Raw genomic sequence first — 15,490 nt, forward strand, 5'->3', positions numbered from 1 at the left:
CACTCCTTTATGCTGATATTACGAAGGGGACAGGCTCAGCCCACCGGGGCGGCGCTCTTTTCCAGCAGCTCGCCGGCCAGGGCGCGGTAGGCCTCGGAGCCCCGGGACAGGTTGTCGTAGGCGGTCACCGGCTTGCCGTGGCTGGGGGCCTCGGAGAGCCGCACGTTCCGGGGGATGACGGTGGCGTACACCTTGCCCGGGAAGTGGCGCTTGACCTCCTCGGCCACCTGCATGGACAGGTTGGTGCGTCCATCGTACATGGTGAGGACCACGCCCTCCAGATCAATGCCCTGGTTGAGGGACCGCTTGACGATGCGGATGGTGGAGAGGAGGTCGCTCAGGCCCTCCAGGGCGTAATACTCGCACTGGACAGGGACCATGACGGTGTCGGCGGCGCACAGGGCGTTGAGGGTAAGCAGCTCCAGAGAGGGGGGGCAGTCGATGAAGATATAATCGTACTCCTCCCGGAAGGGCTCCAGAGCGTTTTTCAGCAGGTACTCCCGGTGGTCAATGCCGATCATCTCCACGGTGGCGCCGGCCAGAGCCTTGTTGGCGGGGATCACGTCGGCCCACTGGGTGGGGACGATGGCCTTCCGGCAGTCGGCGCCGTCGATGAGAACGTCGTAGATGGAGGGGGACGCGGTGGTCTTGTCCACTCCAAAGCCGGAGGTGGTGTTGGCCTGGGGGTCGAAGTCGCAGATGAGGACCCGCTGGCCCAGCTCCTTCAGGGCGGCGGCCAGGTTGACACAGGTGGTGGTCTTACCCACACCGCCCTTTTGGTTGACAATGGCAATGGTTTTTCCCATGGGACACCTCGGTTTCTTGTTCCTTCTGGGATTGTCTGCCCACAGCCCAATCATGGCATCATGGCGGCAAACAGGAACACATACTTGCATGATTCTCGTGTCAGCATCCCTTATTATAATGCCCTCTGAGCGGTAATTCAACAGGGAATCCGTGTTTCACGTGAAACAAATGACCGCAGACGGCGGAAAAAAGGGCAAAAAAACCAGGATGTTTCACGTGAAACATCCTGTTGAAAAGAAGGCGCCTGGGAAAAATGGGAAGGAGAGGGTCCAACGGGGGACCGTTTCACGTGAAACAGCGGCGAAGCGCCGGAGGATGTGTTTCACGTGAAACAAGTCACTTGGGAATGCGGATGGTGAGAAGGACCGCGTCGTCGGTGTCCTGGCGGTCGTACTGGGCCGGAATGCCCGCCCCCTGCATCACCTTCATGGCCCGGCTCACCGTATTGAGGAAGAGCCGCACGTCCCGGATGAGGTAGGTGGGCTTCCGCTTGGGGGGCGCCGGGTGGAGGAGGGACTCGATGTAGGCCTCGGTCTGGGCCACCGTCAGTCCGCCTGCGATGATGTGGTCCAGGGCGGCGGCGCGCTCGTCGTCGCCCTCCAGCCGCAGCAGGGCACGGGCGTGGCGCTCGGTGAGCCCGGCGGCCCGAAGCTTCTCCAATAGCGCCGGAGAGAGCTTTAAGAGCCGCAGCTTGTTGGCCACCGCCGACTGGGACTTGCCGATGCGGCGGGCGGCCTCCTCCTGGGACAGGTGGTAGGTGCGGATGAGCTTGTCCAACGCCTGGGCCTCCTCCCAGAAGTCCAGGTCCCGGCGCTGGAGGTTTTCCACCAGAGCCAGCAGGGAGGAGGCGGTGTCATCCACCTCCACCACAATGCAGGGCACCTCACGGAGCCCGGCCAGCTTGGCGGCCCGGAGCCGCCGCTCCCCCGACACCAGTACAAAGCCGCCGGCGGCGCGGCGGACGGACAGGGGCTGGAGAATGCCGTGGACCTTGATGCTCTCGGCCAGCTCCTCCAGGCCCTCGGGGGCAAAATACTGCCGGGGCTGGTCTGGATTGGGCTGCAGGGATTCCACTGGCAGCCACAGCACCCGTCCCGACTCAAAAAGACCCTCTCGCCTGCGAAAGAGCGCCATCGCCGCTCCACCTCCTTCGTACCACCCATATTTTACCATGTTCTGGAGAGAAGGAAGGGGAAGGCCGTCGAAGGGGAAAAATTTTGCGGAAGAATGGGTTTGGGGGAAAAAGAAAATTGCAAAAAACCGATCGGTATGATATGATAATAAAAACTATTATTAAAAAGAGCGAGCGTGAAAAAATTGGGTCTCCGCCGCGATAAAACGGCGGGCGGGGACGTTAAAACAAAAAAAAGAAAAAGCGCTGGGGGAGGGCAGACCGAGCCCATAGGAAAGGGGGACACGTGATCAATGGAGATCAGGTGGAACGAGGAACACGAGATGGGGATCGAGGAGTTTGACCATGACCACAAGCAGCTGTTCGTCATCGCGGGGCGGCTGGTGGACAAGGTGCGGGACCCCAAGAGCATTGCCGATGTACGGGTGCGGCTGTTCATCCTGCGGGAGGGCGTGCAGTATCTGCGGGGCTATTTTGACGAGCACGCCATCCGGGAGGAGGCCTACATGCGGAGGATGGGCTATGCCGACTACGCCCTCCACAAGCAGCTCCACGATGAATTCATGGCCAATACGCTCCAGGGGTATGAGAAGATGGTGGAGCGGGGGACGTGCAGCCGGGAGGAGGTGCTGGACTTCGTGGGCCGTGGCATCGGCTGGCTGGTGGAGCACATATCCACGGCGGACCTGGCCATCGTGGGCCGGGGGACGCTGGGCAAGCCCCGGCTGACCAAGATCAACGCCCAGGTGGTGGAGCGGGAGTTCAACACCATCTTTGCATCCACCCTCAACATGGACGTGCAGACCCGGCTCATCGATCCCAACTACGCCGGAGCGCCCTTTGGACCGGCCATCTGCCAGGAGCTCACCTACCGGCGTGGAGACCGGAAGGTGACGGTGCTGGCGGGGCTGGAGAACAGCTTTCTCACGGCGGCGGCGGAGGCGGTGTACGGCTCCCAGCTCCAGGGTATGGAAGCCCTCATCATGTCCACCATGGAGATCTTCAGTGCCAACTTCTGGCGCACGGTGGGCAGCCGCTTTGTGGAGGGGGACGCCGAGATGGTCTTTGTGGAGAACCACTTCCTCACCCAGGCCCAGCTCCAGGAGCGCTACAACAGGCACATCCCAAAGCTCTCCCTGCTCTTTGACAGCAGTAAGGGAAAGTTCTTCGTGGCCACCGAGACCGACATCACCGCCCAGGCCGAGTCCTTCGACCTGAGCGTGGGGGCCTGAGCCCGAACGGAAAACAAGAGAGAGAAAGGCCGCGCGTCCGTTGTGAACAGCTCCAGTAAAACCGGACAATAGACAAAAGGCCCCCTAATGTAGGAAAATAAAGCTACATTAGGGGGTCTTGCTATGTCCGGAAAAAAAGGGATGAAAAAGTATCCGGTAGGGATACGAGAAGAAGTGGCGTCACGAATCCGCGGAGGAGAAAGCCAGCGTGCTTTATGTCGGGAGTATGGGATCAGCCGGTGGGCTATTCAGTGCTGGCTAAAGGAGCCTGTCCTTCCAAAAGCGCGGGGGCGTAAACCCGCAAAAACACTGGCGGAGTACAAGTATGAGAACAAACGGCTAGGCCTTGTTTGAAAAATAAAAGTTGCACAAGAAACCAAGTTATGCGAAGCTATGAGCATGAAACGATATGAATTAACAAAAGAACAATGGGAACGAATCAAGCCGCTGCTGCCACCGGAAGAAACGGGAAAGCGGGGTCGTCCCCGGAAGGATAACGGGATCATGCTCAACGGAATGCTCTGGATCGTCCGGAGCGGTGCGCAGTGGCGTGAGCTGCCGGCGACCTATGGTCCTTGGCAGTCTATATACGCAAGATTCGCCAAATGGCGGAATGAGGGCACTCTGGAAGCGGTATTCCACACACTGTCTGCGGACGCGGATATGGAGAACCTGAGCATGGACTCCACTTGCGTAAAGGTGCATGAAAGCGCAAATGGCGGGGAAAAAACGGCGGATAAGGCGGTTGGCCGTACCAAAGGCGGGTGGAACACAAAGCTCCACGCTGTCGTAGACGGTCTGGGAAACCCGGTGGAGTTCCTTCTCTCCGCTGGAAATGACCACGATTCGGTTCACGCTGTTGAACTGCTGAAAAAGGTCAGAATCGGCGGGAGTGCCGTGCTGGCAGACCGGGCCTATGGTGCCCGGACGATTCGGGAATATATCTCAGCGCACGGGGCCAGCTATGTGATCCCGCCGCAAAGCAACGTTTCCGATCCCTGGCCGGTTGACTGGCATCTGTATAAAGAACGCCATCTGGTGGAGTGTTTTTTCCAGAAAATCAAGTGGTTTCGCAGAATCGCCACCAGATATGACAAGTCGGATGCTTCCTTCCTAGCCTTTGTGTATCTTGCCTCCATCGCTATTTTGTTGCTTTAGCACAATCTCCGCCTTTTTTCAAACAAGCCCTAAAGATGGAAAACGAGCTGTTGCGGGATTTTCTGCGCTCCACAGGAAGGAAGTGAGGCCAAGGGCAAAATACGCAGTAATCTACCGGCACAGAAACGAATATCCGGTAACCGTTATGTGTCGCTTCTTTCAGGTATCCCGCAGCGGATACTATGATTTCGTCCATCGTTTGGGCAGGCCGGAGAAAGACGCGGCCCTTGCAGAAATCATCGCGGAACAGCGAGAGCGCAGCTTTCGTACGTATGGCTACCGCAGAATGTGGCTGGTGCTGAAGAAGCGAGGCATCCACCGTAATCCCAAGACCATCCTGCGTATCATGGAGAAATATGGTTTGCTTGCGGAGATCCGGAGACGCAGAAAATGGCAGCAGATGGGGCAGCAAGTCCACAAGTACAAGAATCTGCTGAATAGGGAGTTTTATGCGAACAGGCCCAACAGCAAATGGGTGACGGACATCTCCTACATCCACACCAAGCAGGGCGTATTGTACCTGTCCATGATCCGGGACCTTTACGACAACAGCATTGTTGCCTACAAGACCGGCACAAAGCAGACAGTCAACCTGGTGCTGGACACCATTCGCCTGGCCATGCGCAAGGAGAAAAAGAGGGCCGCTGCGGAGTTGCAGCTCCACAGCGACCAGGGGTTCCAGTACACCTCGCAAGCATACTTCGACCTGACAAAATCTTATGGCATTACGCCTTCCATGTCAAGACGCGGAAACTGTTACGACAACGCTATGGCGGAAAATTTCTTTTCCATCCTCAAGACAGAGTGTATCTACCGCCATAAACCGGCCTCATTCTGTGAGGCCAATGAGATGATTGACCGCTATATCAATTTTTACAACCACGAGCGCATCCAGCTAAAAACTGGAGTGGCGCCGCTCACGCTGCGCCACTCCGCTTAAAACTTCATATTTCCCTACATTGAGGCCTTTTTGTGCTGTCCGCACAATTTGGGGCGGTTCATTGGGACGCGCGGCCTTTTGTCATTATTCCACGGTTTTGAGGGACTCCACCATGTCGATGTCCCGGAGGCGGCGGCGGGAGAGGAGGCCGGTGAGGAAGGAGAAAAGGACGGTGAGGAGGGCGGCCCACAGGTAGCTCAGGGGGTGGGCGGAGCGGCCGAACATCATGAGGTCGATCTCCACGGTGCTGATGAGCCAGCGGTGGAGGTACTTGCCCATGACCAGCCCGGCCAGCACCCCGAAGACGGTGAGGAGGATGTTCTCCCGAAAGACGTAGGCGGAGAGCTCCCGGTCGTAGAAGCCCAGCACCTTGAGGGTGGCCAGCTCCCGGAGCCGCTCGGTGAGGTTGATGCTGGACAGGTTGAGGAGGACCACGAAGGCAAGGGCGCCCGCCGAGACGATGACCAGCAGCACGGCGGCGTCCACCACCGCCATGCTCTGCTGGTAGACCTGCTGGCTGTCGGCGATGTAGGTCACAGCCGTCACCCCGGCCAGGGGGACCACCGCCGCCGAAACGGCGTCGGCGGCGTCGTCTGCGCAGCGGACCAGCCGGGCGTTCCCCTCCGGGGCGGAGCCGTAGAGGGCGGCATAGCCGTCGGCGGTGAGGTAGACGTAGTGGTAGACGTAGTTCTCCGTAATGCCGGTGACGGTGGCGGTGACGGTCCCGTCCCCGGAGAGGGTGATGGGGTCGCCCACCGAGAGGGAGAGGAGCTGGGAGAGCTTTTCGGTGATGACCACCCCGTCGTCGGTGAGGGGGACGGGGTCGTGGGAGGTGCGGTCCCGGAGGACCAGCAGGTCCCCGAAGTCCTGATCTCCGGCGGCGGCCATCTGGTAGACCTCCACCTCCCGCCCACCTGCGGAGGCGGTGACGGCGGTGAGCCGGGCGGGGAGGGCCTCCGCTCCGGCGGCGGAGAGGGCGGCGTCCACCTCCTGGGCCTCGGCCTGGGTGACGTTGTCGGAGAGCACCACCTGGAGGGTGTACCGGGAGAGCACCCCGTACTGGATGTCGGAGACGGCCAGCAGGGAGTCCCGGAGGCCGAAGCCGGTGACGATGAGGGCGGTGCAGCCGCCGATGCCGACCACCGTCATGCAGAAGCGGCGCTTGTAGCGGAAGAGGTTGCGGAGGGTGACCTTCTGGAGGAAGGAGAGCCGCCGCCACAGGGGGCCGATTCGCTCCAGCAGCACCCGCTTGCCCGCCTTGGGGGCACGGGGGCGCATGAGCTGGGCGGGGACGGCGGCGAGGGTGGAGCGGCAGGTGAGGGCGGCGGCCAGGGTGACGGTGGCGGCGGCGGCTCCCACGGAGAGCAGGGAGAGGGCGGGGTAGAAGCCCAGGGCCAAGGGGCCGATGGTGTACATGCTCTGCCAGGCGGTGAAGATGATGGTGGGGAAGAGGGGCACCCCCACCGCCAGGCCGGTGAGGCCGCCCAGCAGGCTGGCCGACAGGCCGTAGCCCACGTATTTCACCGAGATGGCCGCCGTGCCGTAGCCCAGGGCCTTCATGCCGCCGATCTCCACCCGGTGCTCCTCCACCATGCGGGTCATGGTGGTGAGGCACACCAGGGCGGCCACAAGGAAGAAGATGAGGGGGAAGAGGTCGGCGATGCTGCCCATCCGCTGGGCGTCCATCTGGAAGGAGAGGTAGCCCTGGCCGCTCTCCCGGTCCAGTACGTACCACTGGGCGTCCTCGATCTCCAGCACCTCCCGTCGGGCGTCATTCAGCTCCCGTCGGGCGTCGGTTAGGGCGTCATTGGCCTCGGCCTCCCCGTCCCAGTAGTCCTGAAGGCCGTCCTGATAGTCGGCCTCCCCCTCCTCCAGCTCTTCCCGGGCCGCGCGGAAGGTCTCCTGGGCCTGGTGGTCGGCCTCCTCCAGGGCGTAGCGCCCCTGCTGGAGCTGAGCCACACCGGCGTAGTAGTCCGCCCAGCCCGCCTCCAGGGCCTCTTTGAAGCGGGCCAGGGTCTCCCCGGCGGCGGAGAGGGCGTCCCGCTCTCCGTCCAGCCGGACCTGCCCCGCCTCCAGCTCCTCCAGGGCGCTGTCTGCCTGGGCCTGGGCGTCGGCAAAGGCAGCGGCGCCGTCGTTATATTCCTTCCAGCCGGCGTCCAGCTCCGCCCGTCCGGCCTCCAGCTGGGCCTGACGGGCCTCCAGCTCGGCGGTGCCGCTGCTTACCAGGGCCTGAGCCTCCGCCAGCTCCGCCCGTCCCGCGGCCAGCTCCGCCTGCCCCGCGTCCAGCTGGGCACGGGTGGCCGCCAGCTGGGCCTTGCCGGTCTCCAGCTGGGTCCGGGCGTCGGCCAGGGCGTCCAGGGTCTCGTCCGCCACCGGGTCCAGAAGGGCATAGCCCCCCGTGAGGGCCTGGGAGAGCCCAGCGGCGTAGGCGGCGGACTGCTCCCCGGTGAGCCCCGCCCACAGGGCGTCGCCGTCGGCGGGGAGGGCGGACCGGAGCCGGTCCGCCTGGCTCTGCTGGGCGGGGGGCAGGTCGGGCCGGACCTGCTCCAGAGCCTGGTTCAGGGGGCCGAAGAGGGCGGCGTAGGACCGGTCCGCCAGCTGAGGGGTGGTGATCCCGGCCAGGACGGCGGCGGGGTCCTTCGCCGCCGGGGCGAGGACCTTGTCCAGCCAGCCCCGGAGGGCCTCCGCCTCTGCCTCGGCGGCGCTCAGCTGGGCCTCCTGGGCCTGGAGCTCCTTCAGTCCGGCGGCGTACTGGGCCTCTCCCTGGGAGAGGGTGAGGGCGGCGTCGTCCAGCTCCGCCTGGCCCTGCTGGGCCAGGACCCGGGCCGCCTCCAGCTCCGCCCAGCCCTCCGCCAGGGCGGCGGCTCCGGCGGCGTACTCCGCCTCCCGCGCCACCAGCTCTGCCCGGCCCTCCTCCAGCTGCTTCTTGGTGGCGTCCAGGGTGACCTGACCCGCCTCCAGGACCCGCCGGGCGTCGTCCAGCTCCGCCTGGGCGTCATCCAGAGCAGTTTGGCCCTCCTGCACCTGGAGCATGCCGGCGTCGTATTCCGCCTGCCCCGCCCGGAGCTCCGCCAGGGCGTCGTCCAGAGCGGCCTGGCTCTCGTCCAGCGTGGCCCGCTGCTCGTCCATGAGGGCGTCGTAGTCGGCCACCCCGTCCTCGTACTCCGCCCAGCCCTCGTCCAGCTGTGTCCGGGCGTCGGAGAGGGTGTCCCAGGCGTCGTCCAGCTCCTGCTGGGCGTCGGCGGTCTCTCGGTCCAGGGTCTCCTGGGCCAGGGTCAGCTCCCCCATGGCCTCACGGAGGACCTGGTCCTTCCGCAGCCCCGCCCGGGCCTCTCCCAGGGCCTCAACCCGTTCGGTGAGGCCGTCCAACAGGGCCTCGTAGCCGTCGCCGTAGCAGAGGAGCCCGGCGGCGCCGTCGGCCAGGAGCCAGGCCTCGGTATAGGTGTCCAGGTCGAAGGCGGAGGGGGGCAGGAGGAGGAAGGCCTCCGCCTTGCCGGTGCCCAGGGTGGAGGTGCCCCGCTCCTGGGAGATGTAGAGGGGGGAGTCCACCACCCCCACGATGGTCCTGGGGGCAGAGTCCAGGGCGTCGGCGTAGTCGCCGTCGCCGGTGTCCAGGACGATGGCATCCCCCAGCTCCAGGCCCAGGGCGTCCAGGAGGGCGGGCTCCACGGCGCACTCGCCGGGCCCGGCGGGAAGCCGCCCGGACCGGAGCCGGGGCCGGTTGATCCCCTCGGTGAGGGAGTGGACCTTCACCACCAGCTCCCGCTCTGCGCCGTGGATGATGGCGTCCACGCTGTACGCCCCCTCCACATAGGACACGCCGTCCACGTGGGAGAGCCAGGCTAGGTCCTCGTCGGTGAGGCCCAGGGTGGAGAGGACCCGCAGGTCCATGAGCTGGCAGGCGTCGAAGTAGCGGTCGGCGGCGGACTCCATGTCGGGGGCGGTGGAGCGGAGCCCCGCCAGAAAGGCCACCGCCAAGGCGGAGAGGAGAAACAGGGACAAAAACCGCCCCCGGGTCCGTCGGACCTCCCGGAGGGCGTCGGTCAGGATGCGGTTTTTCATGGCCTAGCCCCCCTTGTCGTCCTCGCAAAGTCCGCTCTGTTTTGTTTCCGCCTGACGGCGAAAACGCACTTCGCTCCCTTGCTCGTCCTCTCGCAGCACGACCCACTTCGTTGGGCTCGTGCTGCGTAAAGGACGGGGGAACGGATTCTTCGGCTTCGCCTCGGAATGACATGCTTGAAAGGTGGTGCCGTGGCGCGCCGAGTCGTCGCGCCCCGCAAAGAAAAGTAAGAGGTAACAGTGAAGAGTGAATAGGTAAAAGAGACGGAACCACATCCCACAATAGAGGTATACCAGGCAGCGGCACCACGTCCCGATACCCGCCTGCCCAGGCGGCGAAAAAATGTTGGATAGAACCACGGCTTGTCCCTGTTCCACCGGCGGAGTCTCCTGTGGACGGTGCTGGACCTCAACGTGGGCGTAAAGCCGGGCCGCCGGATTCCTATTTGGAGCCACCTAACCCCTTTGGGAGCCCCTTTTTCTTTGGTTTTCAAAAACCGTAACCGTTTCTTTTTCCGGCAGGGAAAAAGAAATGGTCTTTGAGACCGTCTCTCCCGCCCTTGCACGCAGCAAAAAGCAATGGGCCGAGACGTGATTTGGTGCGCCCCACGGAAGGGATCAGTGAATCGTGAATAGGTACTAGGGCAACTCTACCACTCGATCTCCTCCACAGGGGTGGGGTTCTGGGAGAACTCCTCGGCGTCCACCCGGCCGTTTTTGATGTGGATGACGTGGTCGGCCATGGGGGTAGTGGCGGTGTTGTGGGTGATGAGGACCACGGTCATGCCCTCCTGACGGCAGGTGTCCTGGAGGAGCTTGAGGATGGACTTGCCCGTCACATAGTCCAGGGCGCCGGTGGGCTCGTCGCAGAGGAGGAGCTTGGGGTCCTTGGCCAGGGCCCGGGCGATGGCCACCCGCTGCTGCTCGCCGCCGGAGAGCTGGGCGGGGAAGTTGTCCAGCCGGTCCCCCAGGCCCACGTGGCGGAGGACGTCGGCGGCGGAGAGGGGGTGGCGGCAGATCTGGGCGGAGAGCTCCACGTTTTCCAGGGCGGTCAGGTTCTGGACCAGGTTGTAGAACTGAAAAACGAAGCCGATGTCGTAGCGGCGGTACTCGGTAAGGGCCCTGGGGGAGGCCCCGCTGATCTCCCGGCCGTCCACCGTCACCCGTCCCTCGGTGGCGGTGTCCATGCCCCCCAGGATGTTGAGTACGGTGGTCTTGCCCGCGCCGGAGGGCCCCACGATGACGGCAAACTCCCCCCGCTCGATGGTGAAGCTCACGTCCTCCACCGCCGTGATGGTGACCTCGCCCATCTGATACCGCTTGACCACGTGCTCCAGGGTGATGAAGGCCATGCTGTCCACCTCCGTGTCTGTTATCCAACAGGTGTTGATTGATGAGTGATTTTATTATAATATGGGAAAAGAAGGGGAGGCAATGGACAAAACGAGCCCCGCCGTGGGATAACCGACAGGTTGGGGCGGATGTGTCGAAAAAGGGGGAAAAAAGATGGAGGACAGGCGGGTGCGCCGGACCCGGGAGCGGCTGCGGGAGAGTCTGCTGGCGCTGCTGGGGGAGAAGGACCTCCGGGCGGTGACGGTGAAGGAGCTCACCGACCGGGCGGACGTGAACCGGGGGACCTTTTACGCCCACTATCGGGACATTTACGACATGCTGGAGCGGATGGAGGAGGAGCTGTTTGAGGAGTTCACCGCCCTGCTGGACGCCTACACCCAGGCCGACCTGGAGCGGGGGCTGGAGCCCATCCTGCGGGATGTGTTTTCCTTTGTGGACCGGCACGCCATGCTGTGCCTGCGGCTGATGGCGGGAGACCAGGAGAACGTCTTTTTCCAGCGGCTGCGGCGGGAGATCCACCGCCGGGCCATGGAGGAGTGGGGGGAGCTCTACGGCTTTGCCGCCGCCCCCGACGGCGAGCGGCAGCTGGCCTTTGTGGGGTCGGGGGCCATCGGCATGGTGCAGAGCTGGCTCACCGACGGCCGGAAGGAGCCCCCGGAGGACATGGCCGCTCTGGCGGGCGCCCTCATCCTCCACGGCATCCAGTCCCGCCGGGGGCGGTGAGGGGGAGCGCGGATCCCATCCGCCCCCGGCGCCCGAAAACAAAAAAAGACCTTCCCCGGCGTGAACTGCCCCAGATTGTGCGGACAGTACAAAAAAGAGCCCTTAGTAGGAAAGATTAAGTTTTAAGCGGAGAGGCGTCGCGCCAGCGGCGCCTCTCCAGTTTTTAACTGGATGCGCTCATGGTTATAGAAGTAAATATAGCGGTCAATCATCTCATTGGCTTCGGAAAAGGTCGCCGGTTTGTGGCGGTAAATACATTCTGTTTTGAGGATAGAGAAGAAATTTTCCGCCATGGCGTTGTCGTACGGGTTTCCTTTCCTTGACATGGATGGTGTGATTCCGTATGCTTGAGTCAGATTGAAGTATGCTGCAGAGGTGTACTGAAATCCTTGGTCGCTGTGGAGCTGCAACTCCGCAGCGACCCTCTTTTTCTCCTGTTTCATTGCCAGATGAACGGTATCCAGAACCAAATTCACTGTCTGCTGGGTTCCAGTCTTGTAGGCGATGATGCTGTTGTCATAGAGGTCCCGGATTATGGAAAGGTACAGCACACCCTGCCTGGTGTGGATGTAGGAGATGTCTGTTACCCATTTGCTGTTAGGTTTGTCCGCATGGAACTCCCTGTTCAGCAGATTCCTGTATTTGTGTGCCTGCCGCCCCATCTGCTGCCATTTCCTGCGGCGGCGGATCTCCGAGAGCAGATCATATTTCTTCATGATTCGCAGCACAGTTTTGGGATTGCAGAAGATATTCCGGCTTTTCAGCCACAGCCACATCCGCCGGTAGCCGTAGGTGCGGAAGCTGCGTTCCCGCTGCTGTGCGATGAGCCCCGCAAGAGCCGCATCCTTTTCTGGCTTGCCTAGGCGATGGACAAAAGCATAGTAGCCGCTTCTGGACACTCCAAAGAATTTGCACATGACTGCCACTGGATACTCTGTCCTGTGACGATAGATGATATGATACTTTACCTTTGCTCTCACTTCCTTTCTGTGAAGCGCAGAAAATCCCGCAGTAGTTTATTTTCCATGCGAAGCCGTTGGATCTCACAGGCCTGCTCTGCCACAACGTCTCCTGGCGCAGCATCTTTTCTCGGCCGTCCTTTCGGTCGTGGGCGGATTCCGGCTTCCAGTTTTCGTTCTTTACGGCGCTCACGCTCAAGTAGTCTTTTTACCACCTGCTTATTCCGGAAGCCATAGTATTCTGCGACTTCCCGCTGTGTTTTCCCCTCTGCCAACATGGCCTTGATCTCTGGTAAAAGCATTTGAACGTGTGTGTAATTTCGTTTCTTCATGACAAAACCCCCTGATGTAGTCTATTTTCCTACATCAGGGGGGCTTTTGTCACTGTCCGTTTTTACTGGATCTGTTCAGCGGGGAAGGTCTTTTTTCGTTTCCAAAGCGGCTCAAGCCCGCAGAAAGCCCTTGCCGAAGATCTCGCTGGAGTTGGTGACGATCATAAAGGCGTGGGGGTCGTTCTGCTTGAGGTAGCGCCGCAGCAGGACGGCCTGGTGGCGGGCCAGGACGGTGAGCACCACCTGGTGCTCCTCATGGGTGTAGGCGCCCTGGCCGGACCAGACGGTGGCGCCCCGGCCCAGGGTCTCGATGATGTACTTGGTAACAATCTCGGGCCGGTAGGTGATGACCATGAAGGCCTTGCGGCGGTTGAGGGACTCGATGACGGTGTCCACCAGCACGGACTTGAGAACCAGGCCCAGCAGGGAGCACAATCCGGCGGTGATGTCAAAGACCACCAGAGCGGAGGCGGCGATGAGCACGTCGGAGCAGAGGAGGGCGCGGCCCACATCCAGGCCGGTGTACTTTTTAAGGATCATGGCGGCGATGTCGGTGCCGCCGCTGGAGGCGTCCAGGTTGAAGAGGATGCCGGCGCCCAGGGCGGGGAGGAACACGGCGAAGAAGAGCTCCAGGACGAGCTCATCGGTGAGGGGGGCGGAAATGGGGAAGACCCACTCAAAGACCTGGACCTCCACGGCGTAGAGGATGGAGCAGTAGACGGTGCGGAATCCGAAGCCCTTGTCCAGCAGGAGAAAGCCCAGGAAGAGGAAGAGGATGTTGATGACACCGTTGTAGACCGAGGCCGTGAGCCAGGGCAAGGGGATAAGCTGGGCCAGAACGATGGCCAGACCGGAGACGCCGCCCATGGAGAAGTGGTTGGGAAACTTGAAGAAATAGACGCCCACCGACACCAAGGTGATGCCGAAGGTCATAAAGAGGAACTCCTGGATGCTTTTCTTGGTCAGCCAACTCTGCTGCGGCATGTTCATTCAGCTCCTGTCGTGGATGTGGATGGTGATGGGGTCAGCGCTGGGCCAGGATGGCGGACCAGGCGTCGTAGTCGGAGATGTCGCTGTAGGTGGGCACGTTGCCCAGCCGCCACACGGAGACGCCGGTAATGCCCATCATCCGGGCCAGGGTGAGCTTGTCCGCCACGCTGCGCGCGTCCTCATACCACAGCCGGACGGTCATACCCTCCTCTGTGGTGTAGAGGGCGGAGGGGTTGCGGTCGCTCTCGTCGTAGGTCACCACGGTGTCCGCCTGGGCCAGGCGCTTTGCCACGGTGTCGGGGGCGGGGCGGTAGATGGTGGTGTCGGCCAGCAGGCCGTTTTCGTCCACCTCAAAGCCCACGGCGGCGAAGGAGACCTGGAGGACGATCTTGCTCTTGTCCTGGACGCCGGTCTCCGGGTCGGTGATGGCGGAGAGGGCCCGGTAGATGTCGGGGAAGGGGGTCACCGGGGAGTCGGGGGCCTTGGTGCCCACGTAGCCCTCCGGCACGCTGGTCCACTGGTAGTCGTGGGCCATGAGGATGACCTTGTCGCACACCTCGCCGATGGCCCGGTAGTCGTAGCCCTTGTACCAGTCGTCGGGGGGGACGCAGACGTAGAGGGATTTGCCTGCCGGCAGGGCGGCGCGCAGCTCGGTGAGGAAGGTGACGAAGTCGGCCTTCAGAAGGTCGGTGCGCAGGCCCTCGAAGTCGATGACGATGCCGGCGTAGTCGGCGCTGGCCGCAGCGATGGCGGAGACGGCCTGGCTCCGGGCGGTGGGGTCGGGGAGGACCTTCTCCAGCACGCTGGTGGTGGAGCCGTCGGCAAGGGTGACGTTCTGGGTGGTGTCGGCGTAGACGTTCAGATTGTAGGGGGTGTCATTGCCCCGGAAATAGTCGGTGGCAGTAGAGGCGTCGGCGGGCTTCACCCAGTCGTTGCCGTTGGTCTTGGAGGAGTTGAGGACCGGTCCGGCGTCGCTCCACTCCATCCTGGCCCAGCCCAGGCAGACGGTGTCCATGTCGTCGGTGAGGTCGATCTGGGAGTAGGAGGAGAAGGCATAGAAGCCGGTGAGGAAGTCCACCTTGGACTGCATCCGCTGGTAGACCCGGTTGAGCATGGCGGCGGCCTGCCCCCGGGTGGCGAAGGCGTCGGGCTGGAAGAGGAGCTGGCCGTCCACCTCCACACCGGTGGTGAGACCGAAGGCGGCGGCCAGGGCGATGTGGCCGGCGTGGTCGGTGACGTCGGGGAAAGAGATGGCGGTGGGAGCGATGTCATTGGCCAGGGTCTCGTAGCCCAGGGCCCGGACCAGCATGACGGCCATGTCCTCCCGGGTGATGTAGGCCAGGGGCTGGAAGAGCTCACCGGCGTCCACCACCCCGTGGGCCAGGGCGGTCTCGGCGGCGGCATAGTACCAGTCGTCGGGGGCGACGTCGGTAAAGGAGGGGGTCTCCGGGGTCACGCTCTCCCAGCCGAACATCCGCTGGAGGATGGTGACGAAGCTGGCCCGGTTGAGCCGCTCCTCGGGGCGGAAGGTGCCGTCATCCAGGCCCTGGATGAGGCCGTAGTCGGAGGCCTGCTGAATGTCGTTGTAGGCCCAGTGCTCAGGGGAGACGTCGGGGAACTCCACCGCCAGGGCCGAGGCGGACAGGGAAGAGAGAAAGACCAGACACAGGGAAAGTGCGGCCAAACGCCGAAGGATCATGGGTAAGTACCTCCATTCAACGCGGGTGGAAGGGGCAGGGGAAAGACGCCTTTATTTTATCAGGGTAAGACTGGAAAAACAATGGATAGCCCTGGAAAAGGTCGGT

Annotated in this window: 12 protein-coding genes; 4 read left to right on the forward strand and 8 right to left on the reverse strand. The window is 62.6% G+C overall.

Going from position 1 to position 15,490, the window contains the following annotated elements; all coding sequences use genetic code 11:
• Positions 1 to 35: 35 nt before the first annotated feature.
• Positions 36 to 806, reverse strand: coding sequence for a ParA family protein (locus E0E29_RS04790; protein WP_130848871.1), 771 nt, complete (start codon positions 804 to 806; stop codon positions 36 to 38).
• 337 nt (positions 807 to 1,143) lie between these two features.
• Complete coding sequence (locus tag E0E29_RS04795; protein ID WP_130848872.1) at positions 1,144 to 1,941, reverse strand: ParB/RepB/Spo0J family partition protein; 798 nt, start codon at positions 1,939 to 1,941, stop codon at positions 1,144 to 1,146.
• Between the two features lie 291 nt (positions 1,942 to 2,232).
• Here E0E29_RS04795 and E0E29_RS04800 point away from each other — a divergent pair, with 291 nt between their 5' ends.
• The 3 genes from E0E29_RS04800 to E0E29_RS04810 all read left to right on the forward strand — a co-directional run bounded on the left by E0E29_RS04800 (position 2,233) and on the right by E0E29_RS04810 (position 5,269).
• Positions 2,233 to 3,171 carry a bacteriohemerythrin gene (locus E0E29_RS04800; RefSeq protein ID WP_130848873.1) on the forward strand — a complete coding sequence of 313 codons (939 nt, stop codon included), beginning with the start codon at positions 2,233 to 2,235 and terminating at the stop codon, positions 3,169 to 3,171.
• A gap of 393 nt (positions 3,172 to 3,564) precedes the next feature.
• Entirely contained in the window at positions 3,565 to 4,329 is a 765-nt protein-coding gene (locus E0E29_RS04805) for an IS5 family transposase (RefSeq protein WP_130848644.1), read from the forward strand.
• An 82-nt stretch (positions 4,330 to 4,411) separates the two neighbouring features.
• On the forward strand, positions 4,412 to 5,269 hold the full coding sequence (locus E0E29_RS04810; RefSeq protein WP_130848714.1) for an IS3 family transposase: 858 nt from the start codon (positions 4,412 to 4,414) through the stop codon (positions 5,267 to 5,269).
• An 84-nt stretch (positions 5,270 to 5,353) separates the two neighbouring features.
• Here E0E29_RS04810 and E0E29_RS18990 read toward each other — a convergent pair whose 3' ends face one another.
• Together E0E29_RS18990 and E0E29_RS04820 are read right to left on the reverse strand one after the other, a co-directional pair.
• Positions 5,354 to 9,331, reverse strand: a complete 3,978-nt coding sequence (locus tag E0E29_RS18990) for an FtsX-like permease family protein (protein ID WP_130848874.1) — start codon at positions 9,329 to 9,331, stop codon at positions 5,354 to 5,356.
• 647 nt (positions 9,332 to 9,978) lie between these two features.
• Positions 9,979 to 10,680, reverse strand: a complete 702-nt coding sequence (locus E0E29_RS04820) for an ABC transporter ATP-binding protein (RefSeq protein ID WP_130848875.1) — start codon at positions 10,678 to 10,680, stop codon at positions 9,979 to 9,981.
• 154 nt (positions 10,681 to 10,834) lie between these two features.
• On the opposite strand from E0E29_RS04820, the gene E0E29_RS04825 reads away from it, so the two are divergent.
• On the forward strand, positions 10,835 to 11,404 hold the full coding sequence (locus tag E0E29_RS04825) for a TetR/AcrR family transcriptional regulator (protein ID WP_130848876.1): 570 nt from the start codon (positions 10,835 to 10,837) through the stop codon (positions 11,402 to 11,404).
• Between the two features lie 122 nt (positions 11,405 to 11,526).
• Here the strand turns inward: E0E29_RS04825 and E0E29_RS04830 are convergent, their stop codons facing one another.
• The 4 genes from E0E29_RS04830 to E0E29_RS18995 all read right to left on the reverse strand — a co-directional run bounded on the left by E0E29_RS04830 (position 11,527) and on the right by E0E29_RS18995 (position 15,384).
• Entirely contained in the window at positions 11,527 to 12,384 is an 858-nt protein-coding gene (locus E0E29_RS04830) for an IS3 family transposase (protein WP_130848459.1), read from the reverse strand.
• A complete protein-coding gene (locus E0E29_RS04835) occupies positions 12,381 to 12,695 on the reverse strand; it encodes an imidazolonepropionase (RefSeq protein ID WP_130848458.1) in 315 nt (104 codons plus the stop codon). Before E0E29_RS04835 ends, E0E29_RS04830 begins: the two co-directional genes overlap by 4 nt.
• 111 nt (positions 12,696 to 12,806) lie before the next feature.
• Positions 12,807 to 13,679 carry a YitT family protein gene (locus E0E29_RS04840; protein WP_242622370.1) on the reverse strand — a complete coding sequence of 291 codons (873 nt, stop codon included), beginning with the start codon at positions 13,677 to 13,679 and terminating at the stop codon, positions 12,807 to 12,809.
• A 40-nt stretch (positions 13,680 to 13,719) separates the two neighbouring features.
• Positions 13,720 to 15,384 carry an S-layer homology domain-containing protein gene (locus E0E29_RS18995; RefSeq protein ID WP_130848877.1) on the reverse strand — a complete coding sequence of 555 codons (1,665 nt, stop codon included), beginning with the start codon at positions 15,382 to 15,384 and terminating at the stop codon, positions 13,720 to 13,722.
• Positions 15,385 to 15,490 lie beyond the last annotated feature (106 nt).

This window comes from Intestinimonas timonensis, assembly GCF_900626145.1.
Lineage (GTDB): Bacteria > Bacillota > Clostridia > Oscillospirales > Oscillospiraceae > Intestinimonas > Intestinimonas aquisgranensis.

What these genes read in the sequence shown, in the direction of transcription:
- E0E29_RS04840 (WP_242622370.1), bottom strand. Translation starts at nt 13,679, where the DNA reads ATGCCGCAGCAGAGTTGGCTGACCAAGAAAAGCATCCAGGAGTTCCTC.
- E0E29_RS04820 (WP_130848875.1), bottom strand. Translation starts at nt 10,680, where the DNA reads ATGGCCTTCATCACCCTGGAGCACGTGGTCAAGCGGTATCAGATGGGC.
- E0E29_RS04795 (WP_130848872.1), bottom strand. Translation starts at nt 1,941, where the DNA reads ATGGCGCTCTTTCGCAGGCGAGAGGGTCTTTTTGAGTCGGGACGGGTG.
- E0E29_RS04790 (WP_130848871.1), bottom strand. Translation starts at nt 806, where the DNA reads ATGGGAAAAACCATTGCCATTGTCAACCAAAAGGGCGGTGTGGGTAAG.
- E0E29_RS04805 (WP_130848644.1), top strand. Translation starts at nt 3,565, where the DNA reads ATGAGCATGAAACGATATGAATTAACAAAAGAACAATGGGAACGAATC.
- E0E29_RS18995 (WP_130848877.1), bottom strand. Translation starts at nt 15,384, where the DNA reads ATGATCCTTCGGCGTTTGGCCGCACTTTCCCTGTGTCTGGTCTTTCTC.
- E0E29_RS04800 (WP_130848873.1), top strand. Translation starts at nt 2,233, where the DNA reads ATGGAGATCAGGTGGAACGAGGAACACGAGATGGGGATCGAGGAGTTT.
- E0E29_RS18990 (WP_130848874.1), bottom strand. Translation starts at nt 9,331, where the DNA reads ATGAAAAACCGCATCCTGACCGACGCCCTCCGGGAGGTCCGACGGACC.
- E0E29_RS04835 (WP_130848458.1), bottom strand. Translation starts at nt 12,695, where the DNA reads ATGAAGAAACGAAATTACACACACGTTCAAATGCTTTTACCAGAGATC.
- E0E29_RS04825 (WP_130848876.1), top strand. Translation starts at nt 10,835, where the DNA reads ATGGAGGACAGGCGGGTGCGCCGGACCCGGGAGCGGCTGCGGGAGAGT.